Origin of the sequence: Herminiimonas glaciei, assembly GCF_042664955.1 — a bacterium.
GTDB classification, from domain to species: domain Bacteria; phylum Pseudomonadota; class Gammaproteobacteria; order Burkholderiales; family Burkholderiaceae_D; genus Oxalicibacterium; species Oxalicibacterium glaciei.
This window is the reverse complement of record NZ_JBHTBU010000001.1, coordinates 1,456,516-1,469,217: the sequence shown is the minus strand read 5'-3', so window position 1 is coordinate 1,469,217 and position 12,702 is coordinate 1,456,516. Positions and strand designations below refer to the sequence as shown.

The window sequence follows — 12,702 nt, the reverse complement described above, 5'->3', positions numbered from 1 at the left end:
TCCCAAAAAATAACGATAAGGTTCACTCATGGCGGGGCAACTTAACCCACACCTCCTTCTAGTCGTACCGCTGGCACCACTTGCCGGCTCTATGATTGCTGGATTGTTCGGTACAAAATTTTTCGGTAACCTGATTGGTCGCAAGACGTCGCATACTGTGACGATTCTTGGCGTACTGATTTCTTTCATCTTGTCATTGCACACGTTATCGCTGGTTCTGGATGGCGCGACTTTCAATGGCAACCTGTACACATGGATGACCGTCGTCGGGCTCAAGCTTGAAGTCGGCTTCCTGGTCGACAGCCTGACCGCGATGATGATGTGCGTGGTGACCTTCGTGTCGCTGATGGTGCATATCTACACGATCGGCTACATGGAAGAAGACGAAGGTTACAACCGTTTCTTCTCGTACATCTCGCTGTTCACGTTTGCAATGTTGATGCTGGTCATGAGCAACAACTTCCTGCAACTGTTCTTCGGTTGGGAAGCAGTGGGCCTGGTCTCTTACCTGCTGATCGGTTTCTGGTACACCAAGCCGACCGCTATCGTGGCGAACATGAAGGCCTTCCTGGTTAACCGCGTAGGTGACTTTGGCTTCATCCTGGGTATTGGCCTGTTGCTGGCGTACGCCGGTTCGATGGACTACGCAGAAGTCTTCGCGAAGAAAGAGCAACTCGCGACCCTGACCCTGCCTGGCACCGACTGGATGTTGCTGACCGTGGCCTGTATCTGCCTGTTCATCGGCGCGATGGGTAAATCGGCGCAGTTCCCGCTGCACGTCTGGCTGCCTGACTCGATGGAAGGCCCAACCCCGATTTCGGCACTGATCCACGCGGCGACCATGGTTACCGCAGGTATCTTCATGGTGGCACGTATGTCGCCGCTGTTCGAGTTGTCGGATACCGCCTTGTCCTTCGTCCTGATCATCGGTTCGATCACTGCGCTGTTCATGGGCTTCCTGGGCATCATCCAGAATGATATCAAGCGCGTGGTTGCTTACTCGACCCTGTCGCAACTCGGTTACATGACTGTTGCACTGGGCGCGTCCGCTTACTCGGTTGCCGTATTCCACCTGATGACCCACGCGTTCTTCAAGGCTTTGCTGTTCCTTGCCGCGGGTTCCGTCATCATTGGTATGCACCATGATCAGGACATCCGCAATATGGGTGGCTTGCGTAAATACATGCCGATTACCTGGATCACATCCTTGCTCGGTTCGCTGGCATTGATCGGTACGCCGTTCTTCTCGGGCTTTTACTCGAAGGACAGCATCATCGAAGCAGTGCACGCAACCACGCTGTTTGGTTCCGGTTTCGCTAACTTTGCGGTATTGGCCGGTGTATTCGTTACGGCGTTCTACTCCTTCCGTATGTACTTCCTGGTATTCCACGGTGAAGAGCGTTTCGGTAAAGAGCATGCACACCATGACGATCATGCACATGCGAAAGCTGCGCATGCTCATGATGACCATGCACACGACGCGCATCACGCTGATGACGACCATGGCCATGATGAACATCACGGTCTGGCTCCAGGCCAGAAGCCGCACGAGTCGCCGCTGGTCGTGACCCTGCCATTGATCCTGCTGGCTATCCCATCGGTGCTGATTGGCTTCTTCGCGATCCAGCCTATGTTGCACGGCGACTTCTTCAACGGTGTGATCACCGTCAGCGCATCGCATGGCGCAATGGCTGAATTGAAAGAACATTTCCATGGTGCGGTTGCAATGGCGATCCACGGCTTGTCGACAGCGCCGTTCTGGCTGGCTGTGGCAGGTGTTGTGTCGGCTTACTACTGCTACATGATCAACCCGCGTGTACCGGCATGGTTCTACAAGCATTTCCATGCGCTGCACACGCTGCTTGAGAATAAGTACTACATGGACAAATTCAATGAGGTTGTCATCGCCGGCGGCGCACGCCTGCTGGGTGGTGGTTTGTCCAGAGTCGGTGATAAGACATTGATTGATGGCCTGATTGTTAACGGTAGTGCCAAAGTAGTAGCTTGGTCCTCCCGCGTGATTCGTGTACTGCAAAGCGGTTACATCTATCACTACGCATTTGTCATGATTCTCGGCATGCTGGGTTTACTGAGTTATTTCGTGATATTCCCGTTGTTCGCCAAATAAGTTAGCGAAATAAAGTAAATAAAAACATGATGCAGTCAACATTTCCCCTCTTGAGTCTCGCGATCTGGCTACCAATCGCGTTCGGTGTGTTCATCCTGGCCGTAGGCCGCGATACCAATCCAAACGCGGTGCGCGTCCTGTCGCTGTTTGGTTCTATCGTCAGCTTCCTGGTCACTTTGCCGATCGTGGCAAAGTTCGACAATGCCGCACACGGCATGCAGTTCGTCGAAAAGCTGAAGTGGATCGACATTTTCAACATTAACTACTCGCTGGGCGTAGACGGCCTGTCGATGTGGTTCGTCATCTTGACTGCCTTCATTACGATTTTCGTCGTGATCGCAGCGTGGGAAGTGATTGAAAAACGCGTAGCCCAGTACATGGGCGCGTTCCTGATCCTGTCCGGCCTGATGATTGGTGTGTTCTGCGCACTGGACGGCTTGCTGTTCTATGTGTTCTTTGAATCGACACTGATCCCGATGTTCATCATCATCGGTGTATGGGGTGGTGCGAATCGTGTGTACGCTTCGATCAAGTTCTTCCTCTACACCTTCTTCGGTTCGCTGTTGATGCTGGTGGCCTTGCTGTACCTGTACTTCAAGTCGGGTCACAGCTTTGACATCCTGGCATGGCACACATTGCCGTTGCCGATGGATGCGCAGATCCTGATTTTCCTGGCATTCCTGATGGCATTTGCGGTCAAGGTTCCGATGTGGCCAGTGCATACATGGTTGCCGGATGCCCACGTGGAAGCGCCTACCGGTGGTTCCGTTGTACTGGCAGCAATCATGCTGAAACTCGGTGCATACGGCTTCCTGCGTTTCTCCTTGCCGATCACACCAGACGCCAGCCACTACCTGTCGGGCTTCATGATTACCCTGTCGCTGATCGCTGTTATCTACATCGGTCTGGTTGCACTGGTACAAACCGACATGAAAAAGCTGGTTGCTTATTCGTCGATTGCACACATGGGCTTCGTTACCCTCGGCTTCTTCATGTTTAACGACATGGCAGTGCAGGGCGGTATCGTACAAATGATTTCGCACGGTTTCGTATCCGGCGCAATGTTCCTGTGTATCGGTGTACTGTACGACCGCATGCATACCCGTAACATCGCCGACTACGGTGGCGTTGTGAATGTGATGCCTAAGTTCGCTGCATTCTTTGTATTGTTCTCGATGGGTAATGCAGGCTTGCCGGCAACCTCCGGTTTCGTCGGTGAATTCATGGTGATCCTGGGCGCAGTCAAATTCAATTTCTGGATAGGCCTGCTGGCAGCAACAGCCCTGATCCTGGGCGCAGCGTACTCGCTGTGGCTGGCTAAACGCGTGATCTTTGGTGCTATCACCAATCACCACGTGTCCGAGATGAAAGACCTGAACAAACGTGAATTCCTGATGTTGGGCTTGCTGGCTATCGCTGTATTGGCGATGGGTCTGTACCCGGCACCATTCACCGATGCGATGCAAACTTCGGTGACCGACCTGCTGAAGCACGTCGCCATCTCGAAATTGAATTAATAAACGCCGCGACCGCGAAAGTAAACGCACAAGAACTGCGACAAAATGAATAATTTGAATCTGATACCCGTCCTTCCTGAAATATTCCTGGCAATTGCGATTTGCGCAATTTTGCTGATTGACTTGTTTCTAAAGGACGAGAAACGCCACATCACTTACGTGCTGTCGATTATTGCATTGCTGGTTTGCGGTGTGCTGAGCCTGTCTGACTTCAATACAGGCGCGACTGTCTACACCTTCAACAATATGTTCGTCTCGGATCCGATGTCGAGTTTGTTGAAGATCTGTTCGTATGTTGCAGTTGGCCTGACACTGGTTTACTCGCGCCAATACGGTCTGGACCGTGAAATGGTAAACGGCCGCCTCGGCGGTGAGTTCTACCTGCTCGCGCTGTTCTCGCTGCTGGGCCAGATGGTCATGATCTCGGCCAACAATTTCCTGATCATCTACCTGGGTCTGGAACTGATGTCGCTGTCGCTATACGCATTGGTTGCTATGCGTCGTGACCACGCGATCTCGACAGAAGCTGCGATGAAGTACTTTATCCTCGGTGCGCTGGCTTCCGGTTTCCTGTTGTACGGTATCTCGATGTTGTACGGCGCGACCGGTTCGCTCGACTTGACCGAAGTAGCGCGTGCAACTGCTGCCGGTACCGTGAACAAGCCTATCCTGATTTTCGGCCTGGTATTCCTGGTCTCGGGCCTGGCGTTCAAACTGGGCGTGGTACCGTTCCACATGTGGGTACCTGACGTTTATCAAGGTGCGCCGACATCCGTCACCCTGTTGCTGGGTGGTGCACCTAAGCTGGCTGCATTCGCGATCACGATCCGTTTGCTGGTGGAAGGTTTGCCGGCACTGGCAGTCGACTGGCAGCAAATGCTGACCATCCTGGCTGTACTGTCGATGGCAATTGGTAACGTGACCGCAATCGTACAAACGAATATCAAGCGCATGCTGGCGTATTCGACGATTTCGCAAATGGGCTTCATCCTGCTCGGTTTGTTGTCCGGCGTGGTTGTCGGTGCCGATGGCTCGACCACCAATGGTTACAGCGCAGCGATGTTCTACTCGATCACTTATGTGCTGACGACCCTCGGTATCTTCGGCGTCATCATGCTGTTGTCGCGTGCCGGTTTCGAAGCTGACAATATCGACGACTTCAAAGGCCTGAACCAACGCAGCCCATGGTTTGCTCTGGTTACGCTGATGCTGATGTTCTCGCTGGCAGGTGTGCCGCCAGTCGTTGGTTTCTACGCCAAGCTGTCGGTATTGCAGGCGGTCCTGAGCACAGGCCAGATCTGGCTGGCTATCGTAGCCGTACTGTTCTCGCTGATTGGTGCTTACTACTACCTGCGTATCGTCAAAGTCATGTACTTTGATGAACCACTGGATAATTCGAAGATCGTGGTCAACAAGGATGTTACCGTCGCCTTGAGCATCAACGGCGCTTCCTTGCTGGTTCTCGGCCTGGTACCAGGTCCTTTGATGACAGCTTGTGCTGCTGCTATCGTCAAGACGCTCGCGTCCTGATCTGTAGCTGAGTGGCTGAAGCTTAGTGGATATTTCACTGGTCAGCTGGTTTGTGATCCTGTTGGCGCTGTTCAGCGCCAACCTTCCATTCTTCAATGAACGGCTGTTCGCCGTTCTTCCCCTGTCTTTCACCAGCAAGCCGGTCTGGCTGCGCCTGATCGAACTGTTCGTGCTTTATCTGCTGGTCGGTTTGATCGCACGCATGCTGGAGTCGCGTATCGGCAGTGTTTTCCCGCAAGGCTGGGAATTTTTCGCTATTACCGGTTGTCTATTCATCGTGCTGGCCTATCCCGGCTTTGTGATGCGCTATATGCGCAAGCGTCATCACTGACAGCGTTTGCTGACGCAAGCGACTGTCATCAGCCCCACCATTTTTGCCAAAGTACCCACCGGAGCTGAAGATGGATAATCACCTCAAAGAAGTCCGCATCGACAGCGCATTGGCGTACGACGGCCATTTCCTTAAAGTGCAACGCGATACCGTGCGCCTGCCGAATGGCCAGCCGACTACCCGTGAATACATCAAGCATCCCGGCGCCGTGGTTGTACTGCCTTTGTTTGACGACGGCACGGTTTTGATGGAGCGCCAGTTTCGTTATCCGCTAGACCGTGTGTTTATCGAATTCCCGGCGGGGAAGATAGATCCGGGCGAAGCGCCGCTGGCCTGTGCCAAACGCGAGTTGCTGGAAGAAACCGGTTACACCGCGACTGACTGGCAGTTTGTATGCACCATCCACAATGCGATTGCGTATGCGGATGAACACCTGGACCTGTACCTCGCGCGTGGCTTGACGGCCGGCGAACGCAAGCTGGATGCGGAAGAATTCCTCGACATCTTCACGGTGGCCGCGAGTGAATTGCCGGACTGGATACGCGCAGGCAAGATCACTGATGTGAAGACTGTCATCGGTGCATTCTGGCTGGAGAAAATTATCTGCGGCGAGTGGAAACTCTGATTTCGCGGTGCATGAGCCGATCGTAAAAAAAGCCGCATACGCGGCTTTTTTGTTTTACATATTCGGATAGTTGGGACCACCGCCGCCTTCCGGCGTAACCCACACGATATTCTGTGTCAGGTCCTTGATGTCGCAGGTTTTGCAATGCACGCAATTTTGCGCATTGATTTGCAAACGATCTTCACCGGCATCGGTCTTGACGAATTCATAGACCGCAGCGGGGCAGTAACGCGATTCCGGACCGGCGTACTGCGCCAGGTTGACCTGTACCGGCACCGTCGGATCTTTCAGTGTCAGGTGGATGGGCTGGTCTTCGCTGTGATTGGTATTTGAAATGAATACCGATGACAGTCGATCGAAGGTCAGCTTGTTATCTGGCTTCGGATACACGATGGGCTGGAACTCGGAAGCCGGGCGCAGGCAGGTATGGTCGGCGTGCGTATTGCGCAGTGTCCATGGTGCCTTGCCACGGAAGATGAGCTGGTCGATGCCGACCATCAGGGAGCCGGTGTACAGGCCTTTGCTCATCCACGGCTTGAAGTTACGCGCGACATGCAATTCTTCATGCAACCAGGATTGCTTGAAGGCGATCGGGTAATCGCTCAATTCATCCGCCTGGCGGCCTTCGTTCAATGCGACAAATGCGGCATCGGCCGCCATCATCCCGCTCTTCATTGCGGCATGGCTACCCTTGATGCGGCTGGCATTCAGGAAGCCGGCATCGCAGCCTATCAGTGCACCACCGGGGAACACCAGCTTGGGCAGTGATTGCAGGCCGCCTGCCGTGATTGCGCGTGCACCGTAGGAAATACGTTTGCCGCCTTCAAAGAAGCGACTGATCGCCGGATGCGTCTTGTAGCGCTGGAATTCTTCAAACGGTGACAGATAGGGATTGTCATAGGCGAGGCCGACTACATAGCCGACTGCGACCTGATTGTCTTCCAGGTGATAGAGGAAGGAACCGCCATAGGTATCACTGGCAAGTGGCCAGCCGGCGGTGTGGATCACCAGGCCGGGCTGGTGCAGCGCCGGATCGATTTCCCACAATTCCTTGATGCCGATCGCATAGCTTTGCGGCGCCTTGCCTTCTTCCAGTTTGAATTTTTGCAGCAATTGCTTGCCGAGGTTGCCGCGTGAACCTTCAGCAAACAAGGTGTACTTGGCATGCAGTTCCATACCCAGCTGGAAGGCCGCGGTAGGCTCACCAGCGCGATTCACGCCCATATTGCCGGTCGCTACACCTTTAACCGAACCGTCGTCGTTGTACAGGATTTCAGCAGCAGGGAAGCCGGGGAATACTTCTACGCCCAGCGCTTCGGCTTGCTGGCCCAGCCAGCGCACGACGTTGGCCAGCGAGACCACATAATTGCCATGGTTCTGGAAGCAGGCCGGCAATACAAAGTTAGGCGTCTTGTAAGCCTTTTTCTCGGTCAGGAACAGGAAGCGGTCTTCGCTAACAGCTGTGTTCAACGGTGCGCCGCGTTCCTTCCAGTCCGGAAACAATTCTGTGATGGCTTGCGGATCCATCACTGCGCCGGACAGGATGTGCGCACCGAGTTCGCCGCCTTTTTCCAGGATGCAAACCGATACTTCGCTATTTTTTTCAGCGGCGAGTTGCTTGAGGCGTATCGCCGCAGCCAGGCCGGCCGGGCCGCCGCCGACGATTACGACATCGTATTCCATCGCTTCGCGCGGGCCGTATTGTTCGAGCAGGCTGGAGTCGGAAGTAGGAGTATTGGTCATGGTTTTATTGCAGTCTAAATATCTTTCACGCCGAAGCCGATATTGTCCCTTGTTTTAGCGGCAATACGAAGTGCAAAAACACGCATTACTGCGCTTTCGTGTAATCATAACGCGTAAGTCATGTATTTTATTTGCAGTGCGTCAACAATCAGGGGAATTCAGTGGGCATAGAAGTCAATTTTGAGGGCAAGGTAGCCCTCGTTACCGGTGCTTCCAGCGGTCTTGGCGCACGTTTTGCAAAAGTACTGGCCATGGCAGGGGCGCAAGTCATCCTGGCGGCACGCCGTGTCGATCGTCTGAAGGAATTGCGTGCCGAGATCGAAGCTGAAGGCGGTGCGGCCCAGGTCGTCAGCCTCGATGTTACCGATTACGCCAGCATCAAATCTGCGATTGCACATGCCGAGACTGAAACCGGCGCGATCGATATCCTGGTCAATAACTCGGGAGTGTCGTCCAGCCAGCGTTTGGTCGATGTGACGCCGGAAGACTATGCGCACGTGATGGATACCAATCAGCGTGGTGCATTTTTTGTCGCGCAAGAAGTTGCGAAACGCATGATTGCGCGCCATAAAGGTGACCCGAAAAAGCAGCATCGCATCATCAATATCGGTTCGGTCGCAGGTTTGCGTGTCGTGCCCGAGCTGGGTATGTACTGTGTCAGCAAGGCGGCGGTGGTGCATATGACCAAAGCGATGGCGCTGGAGTGGGGGAAATTCGGCATTAACGTCAATGCCATCTGTCCCGGCTATATCGGTACTGAAATTAATTCCGAATATTTCCAGAGCGAACAGGGCAAGCAAGTACTGGAAATGTTGCCGCGTAAACGCATCGGCAAACCGGAAGACCTGGATGGTTTGCTGTTGTTACTGGCAGCCGAGGAATCGCACTTCATCAATGGTGCCATCATGACGGCCGACGATGGCATGAGCGTGCAATAACTTCCCCATAAGGATTTCCATCTGGCCGCCCATCGGCAAGCAGGTGGAAATCGGCTTTGGTTTCATTTTTTTAAATGGTAGGTCAGGGCGGCGGCAATGCAGATTGCCAGCGCATCTTGTGGTGCTTCATCTTCCAGCCTGAGGATCAGGGCGCGGTTGCCCTGGAATGTGAAGTCGTGCGGGAATATAGTCCGGAACGTTTCGACCAGGTTGGTCTGGCAATGAAAGTACATTGCGTAGTTCAGCGGATCCTTTTCTTTCCAATCGATACGTAGCGTGCTGCCAGCCTTGTTTTTGGGGGCGTAGGCTGGCTCACCCCATTTCAGCGATTCTTCCAGTTCGCCGACACCGCTGGTGTTTTCCGCCGTTTGAAAAACCAGCTCACGCAAGGCAAGCAGGCGCCGGCGTGCCTCAGGCGGATAGGTATCAAATTTGGCCCGGACCTGATGATGCATGAACGGTTTCATCATGGGCCTTCCTTGTCACAACTGGCAGCTTATTGCCACTTCCCACCCTGTGCCTGGCATCCCGATTTGGTCGAGGCCAAAGTCTTGGGGTCGCGCTTGTAATAGTGGCTGCTTAAAGGCTGGCCAAAGAATCCTACACAGACACCTTGTGCCGGGGCCGGACAAGCTGCCATATACGTCGTCTTGGCAGGTGGTCCGCCGAATGCTGCGGTCGCTTGCGACAGGCTATTGCAGGTTTCGACAAATTGCCCGTGCGGGATGCCATTGTTTTGCAAACAATCCTTGATCTCCGTTTTTTCGCCGGCGACCGTAAAGCTGCCTTCCATCAGGCAAGCTTTTTGTTGCGCCATGGCTAACAGGGGGAAGCTGAGGATGAATATCGCGATAAGGCGGAGGGCTGCAAGGTTCGTGCGCATGTCGATTCCAGTCTGTGGTCAGAGGGGATGGGCAGGATACAAGGACGTAATAGCAAAAGCGTTTGCAAGTGTTTAATTTTATATTTGACGCGCTACGCCAAGCAAGCGATTCACCAGTTCACTGGATGTGGTTGCGGTAAATTTCCGCATCAGCTTGGCCCGGTGCATTTCCACCGTACGCGGGCTGAGGCCGATTTGCTTGGCGATCAGTTTGCTGGTTTTGCCATCCACCAATAGCGCGGCAATTTCACGTTCGCGGGGTGTCAGTTCGGCCGTGACCGGACGTTTTTCACTCAAATCCTCGAAAGTCCAGATGCCGGCGGCATGTGGGTCTGAACTGTGCAGCGCGCGTCCGCTTACATGACACCAAAATAACTGCCCGTCCGCACGCTTCATGATGCGCTCGTCCGAGTAACAACCCTTGGCATTCATGATGGGAACGATGCGGGCGCCGGTCCGCTCAAATTCCACATAACTGGGGTAAAGCAGTGCGAATGAGAGTCCGTTCAGCGCACCATGCCCATAGCCAAACATCGCCGCCAGCGCGTGATTGCAGTCATGCATGACGCGATGCTGCGATATGCACATGCCGATAGGCGCATGCCGGAATATGCTTTCATAATCGATGTCTGCGGGTTCATTCATGCCGGATTCAGCCTTCATTCCTCGTAGTTCTACGGTATTGTGACTATGACAGTGCCGCCGTATGCTGGCAGATGCACTTTTGTTGTTCCGTTGCGGTTTACTCTACACAAAGAAGGGTGCCTATGAACAAAGTTTATCCTGATGCGGCCTCCGCACTGGCGGATATAGTCCGGGATGGACAAACCATCGCGGTCGGCGGTTTTGGCCTATGCGGCATCCCGGAAGCCCTGATTGCCGCCTTGCGTGACTCCGGCGTGCAAAACCTGACCGCTATTTCCAATAATGCCGGGGTGGACGATGCCGGCCTGGGTCAATTGCTGCAAACACGCCAGATCAAGAAAATGATTGCCTCCTATGTAGGCGAAAACAAGGAATTCGAACGCCAGTACCTGGCTGGCGAACTGGAATTGGAATTCACACCGCAAGGAACACTGGCCGAGAAATTACGCGCCGGCGGGGCCGGTATCCCTGCATTCTTCACGAAAACCGGTGTTGGTACCGTGGTCGCCGAAGGCAAGGATGTGCGCGAATTCGATGGCGAACAATATGTAATGGAGCGCTCCCTGGTCGCCGACGTGTCCATCGTCAAAGCTTACATGGCGGACAAGGCGGGCAACCTCGTGTATCGCCGCACTGCACGCAATTTCAACCCGAATGTGGCGATGGCCGGAAAGATCACCGTGGTCGAAGTGGAGAAACTGGTGGAGATTGGCGAGATCGATCCGGATCATGTGCATACGCCGGGTATTTTTATCCATCGCATCGTACTGAATGCACATCCGCAAAAGCGGATCGAGCAACGTACCTTGCGCACAAGCTAATCAATTCGAATCGGAGACTCTCATGGCCTGGACCCGGGAAGAAATGGCGGCGCGTGCCGCACAGGAATTGCAGGATGGTGCTTACGTTAACCTCGGCATCGGTTTGCCGACACTGGTGGCGAATTATGTGCCGGATGATATCCATGTCTGGTTGCAGTCAGAGAATGGCTTGCTTGGTATCGGACCGTTCCCGACCGAGGATGAACTGGATCCGGACCTGATCAATGCAGGCAAACAGACCGTTACTTCATTGCCGGGTTCGTCCTACTTCAGTTCGGCTGATTCTTTCGGCATGATACGTGGCGGCAAAATCGATATTGCCTTGCTCGGTGCGATGCAGGTCTCGGCACAGGGTGACCTGGCGAACTGGATGATCCCGGGCAAGATGGTCAAAGGCATGGGCGGCGCGATGGACCTGGTCGCCGGTGTCAAGCGCATTGTGGTCTTGATGGAGCATGTGGCGCGCGCCAAGGATGGTTCGGTATCGCACAAGATACTGCCGCAATGCAGCCTGCCGTTGACGGGTGTTGCGGTGGTTGATCGCATCATCACCGATCTGGGGGTGATGGATGTGACCCCGCAAGGTCTGCAATTAGTGGAACTGGCAACAGGTGTCACGCTGGATGAAATCCAGGCCGGTACCGGTGTACCGCTGGACAGTAGCAAACTGCAGTAAACCCGGCGCTGGACTTATTGCGCAGTCCAGCCGCCATCCATATTCCACGCGGCACCGCGTACCTGTACCGCAGCATCGCTGCACAGGAAAACCGCCAGCGCTCCCAGTTGCTGGGGTGTGACAAATTCGCCGGATGGCTGTTTCTCGGATACCAAATCCTTCTTCGCCGCTTCATCTGACAAGCCTTCACGGGCGGCGCGCGCATCCACCTGTTTCTGCACCAGTGGCGTCAAGACCCAACCCGGGCAAATCGCATTACAGGTAATGCCGGTATGCGCCATTTCCAGTGCCGTCACTTTGGTCAGGCCGACGATGCCATGTTTGGCCGCGACATAGGCCGATTTCTGGACCGAACCGACCAGGCCATGCACCGATGCAATATTGATGATGCGTCCCCAGTTTTTGGCTTGCATCATCGGTAGTGCGAGGCGGGTGGTGTGGAAAGCGGATGAGAGGTTGATCGCGATAATCGCGTCCCATTTCTCTACCGGGAAGTCTTCTATCGTTTCGGTATGCTGGATGCCGGCGTTGTTGACGAGGATATCGACCTTGCCGAATTGCTCGGCGGCGAAGGCCATCATTGCGGCGATTTCCGTCGGCTTGGACATATCAGCAGGGTGGTGCACACATTTGACGCCGTAGTTGCGCATCAATGCCGCCTGCAGCGTCTTGATTTCATTTGCATCACCGAAACCGTTGAGCACGATATCGGCGCCTTGCTGTGCCAGTGCTTGCGCAATTCCCAGGCCGATGCCGGAAGTAGAGCCGGTTACCAGCGCGGTTTTGCCGTGAAGTGGAGCGTTTTGCATGGTCTACCTTTCAAGCTGAAAGTTTCTGCGTGGCGATCTTTGGTAAGATTCTACGC

At 54.3% G+C, this 12,702-nt stretch carries 13 protein-coding genes; 8 read left to right on the top strand and 5 right to left on the bottom strand.

Translation table 11 applies throughout. The features are described from left to right. The first annotated feature begins 28 nt into the window (after positions 1-28). From nuoL to ACFQPC_RS06475, 5 genes are all read left to right on the top strand, one after another. On the top strand, positions 29-2,128 hold the full coding sequence (nuoL, locus tag ACFQPC_RS06495) for an NADH-quinone oxidoreductase subunit L (protein WP_382270934.1): 2,100 nt from the start codon (positions 29-31) through the stop codon (positions 2,126-2,128). Positions 2,129-2,154: 26 nt separating this feature from the next. Continuing rightward, a complete protein-coding gene (locus ACFQPC_RS06490; RefSeq protein ID WP_382270933.1) occupies positions 2,155-3,645 on the top strand; it encodes an NADH-quinone oxidoreductase subunit M in 1,491 nt (496 codons plus the stop codon). Between the two features lie 45 nt (positions 3,646-3,690). Beyond that, positions 3,691-5,175 (top strand): NADH-quinone oxidoreductase subunit NuoN, encoded by a 1,485-nt coding sequence (gene nuoN, locus ACFQPC_RS06485; RefSeq protein WP_382270931.1) that lies wholly within the window; start codon positions 3,691-3,693, stop codon positions 5,173-5,175. A 25-nt stretch (positions 5,176-5,200) separates the two neighbouring features. Next, positions 5,201-5,506: a DUF2818 family protein gene (locus tag ACFQPC_RS06480; RefSeq protein ID WP_382270929.1), complete on the top strand. Its 306-nt coding sequence runs from the start codon at positions 5,201-5,203 to the stop codon at positions 5,504-5,506. 70 nt (positions 5,507-5,576) lie between these two features. Next, positions 5,577-6,131: an NUDIX domain-containing protein gene (locus tag ACFQPC_RS06475; protein WP_382270928.1), complete on the top strand. Its 555-nt coding sequence runs from the start codon at positions 5,577-5,579 to the stop codon at positions 6,129-6,131. A 54-nt stretch (positions 6,132-6,185) separates the two neighbouring features. On the opposite strand, the gene ACFQPC_RS06470 is transcribed toward ACFQPC_RS06475, so the two are convergent. Further along, on the bottom strand, positions 6,186-7,874 hold the full coding sequence (locus ACFQPC_RS06470) for an electron transfer flavoprotein-ubiquinone oxidoreductase (protein WP_382270926.1): 1,689 nt from the start codon (positions 7,872-7,874) through the stop codon (positions 6,186-6,188). Positions 7,875-8,035: 161 nt separating this feature from the next. Here ACFQPC_RS06470 and ACFQPC_RS06465 point away from each other — a divergent pair, with 161 nt between their 5' ends. Continuing rightward, positions 8,036-8,812, top strand: a complete 777-nt coding sequence (locus tag ACFQPC_RS06465; protein WP_382270924.1) for an SDR family oxidoreductase — start codon at positions 8,036-8,038, stop codon at positions 8,810-8,812. Positions 8,813-8,874: 62 nt separating this feature from the next. On the opposite strand, the gene ACFQPC_RS06460 is transcribed toward ACFQPC_RS06465, so the two are convergent. From ACFQPC_RS06460 to ACFQPC_RS06450, 3 genes are all read right to left on the bottom strand, one after another. Beyond that, complete coding sequence (locus ACFQPC_RS06460) at positions 8,875-9,282, bottom strand: DUF1801 domain-containing protein (protein ID WP_382270923.1); 408 nt, start codon at positions 9,280-9,282, stop codon at positions 8,875-8,877. A 26-nt stretch (positions 9,283-9,308) separates the two neighbouring features. Next, entirely contained in the window at positions 9,309-9,695 is a 387-nt protein-coding gene (locus tag ACFQPC_RS06455) for a hypothetical protein (RefSeq protein ID WP_382270921.1), read from the bottom strand. 78 nt (positions 9,696-9,773) lie between these two features. After that, positions 9,774-10,340, bottom strand: coding sequence for a LuxR C-terminal-related transcriptional regulator (locus ACFQPC_RS06450; RefSeq protein WP_382270920.1), 567 nt, complete (start codon positions 10,338-10,340; stop codon positions 9,774-9,776). A gap of 122 nt (positions 10,341-10,462) precedes the next feature. On the opposite strand from ACFQPC_RS06450, the gene ACFQPC_RS06445 reads away from it, so the two are divergent. Next, on the top strand, positions 10,463-11,161 hold the full coding sequence (locus tag ACFQPC_RS06445) for a CoA transferase subunit A (protein WP_382270918.1): 699 nt from the start codon (positions 10,463-10,465) through the stop codon (positions 11,159-11,161). A 22-nt stretch (positions 11,162-11,183) separates the two neighbouring features. Then, positions 11,184-11,837, top strand: coding sequence for a CoA transferase subunit B (locus ACFQPC_RS06440; protein ID WP_382270916.1), 654 nt, complete (start codon positions 11,184-11,186; stop codon positions 11,835-11,837). A 14-nt stretch (positions 11,838-11,851) separates the two neighbouring features. Here the strand turns inward: ACFQPC_RS06440 and ACFQPC_RS06435 are convergent, their stop codons facing one another. Continuing rightward, positions 11,852-12,646 carry a 3-hydroxybutyrate dehydrogenase gene (locus ACFQPC_RS06435; protein WP_382270914.1) on the bottom strand — a complete coding sequence of 265 codons (795 nt, stop codon included), beginning with the start codon at positions 12,644-12,646 and terminating at the stop codon, positions 11,852-11,854. Positions 12,647-12,702 lie beyond the last annotated feature (56 nt).

Bases quoted from the DNA above. Each gene is read 5' to 3' on its own strand.
- ACFQPC_RS06445 (WP_382270918.1), top strand. From the start codon at position 10,463: ATGAACAAAGTTTATCCTGATGCGGCCTCCGCACTGGCGGATATAGTC.
- nuoL (WP_382270934.1), top strand. From the start codon at position 29: ATGGCGGGGCAACTTAACCCACACCTCCTTCTAGTCGTACCGCTGGCA.
- ACFQPC_RS06455 (WP_382270921.1), bottom strand. From the start codon at position 9,695: ATGCGCACGAACCTTGCAGCCCTCCGCCTTATCGCGATATTCATCCTC.
- ACFQPC_RS06475 (WP_382270928.1), top strand. From the start codon at position 5,577: ATGGATAATCACCTCAAAGAAGTCCGCATCGACAGCGCATTGGCGTAC.
- ACFQPC_RS06440 (WP_382270916.1), top strand. From the start codon at position 11,184: ATGGCCTGGACCCGGGAAGAAATGGCGGCGCGTGCCGCACAGGAATTG.
- ACFQPC_RS06435 (WP_382270914.1), bottom strand. From the start codon at position 12,646: ATGCAAAACGCTCCACTTCACGGCAAAACCGCGCTGGTAACCGGCTCT.
- ACFQPC_RS06460 (WP_382270923.1), bottom strand. From the start codon at position 9,282: ATGATGAAACCGTTCATGCATCATCAGGTCCGGGCCAAATTTGATACC.
- ACFQPC_RS06450 (WP_382270920.1), bottom strand. From the start codon at position 10,340: ATGAATGAACCCGCAGACATCGATTATGAAAGCATATTCCGGCATGCG.
- ACFQPC_RS06470 (WP_382270926.1), bottom strand. From the start codon at position 7,874: ATGACCAATACTCCTACTTCCGACTCCAGCCTGCTCGAACAATACGGC.
- nuoN (WP_382270931.1), top strand. From the start codon at position 3,691: ATGAATAATTTGAATCTGATACCCGTCCTTCCTGAAATATTCCTGGCA.
- ACFQPC_RS06490 (WP_382270933.1), top strand. From the start codon at position 2,155: ATGATGCAGTCAACATTTCCCCTCTTGAGTCTCGCGATCTGGCTACCA.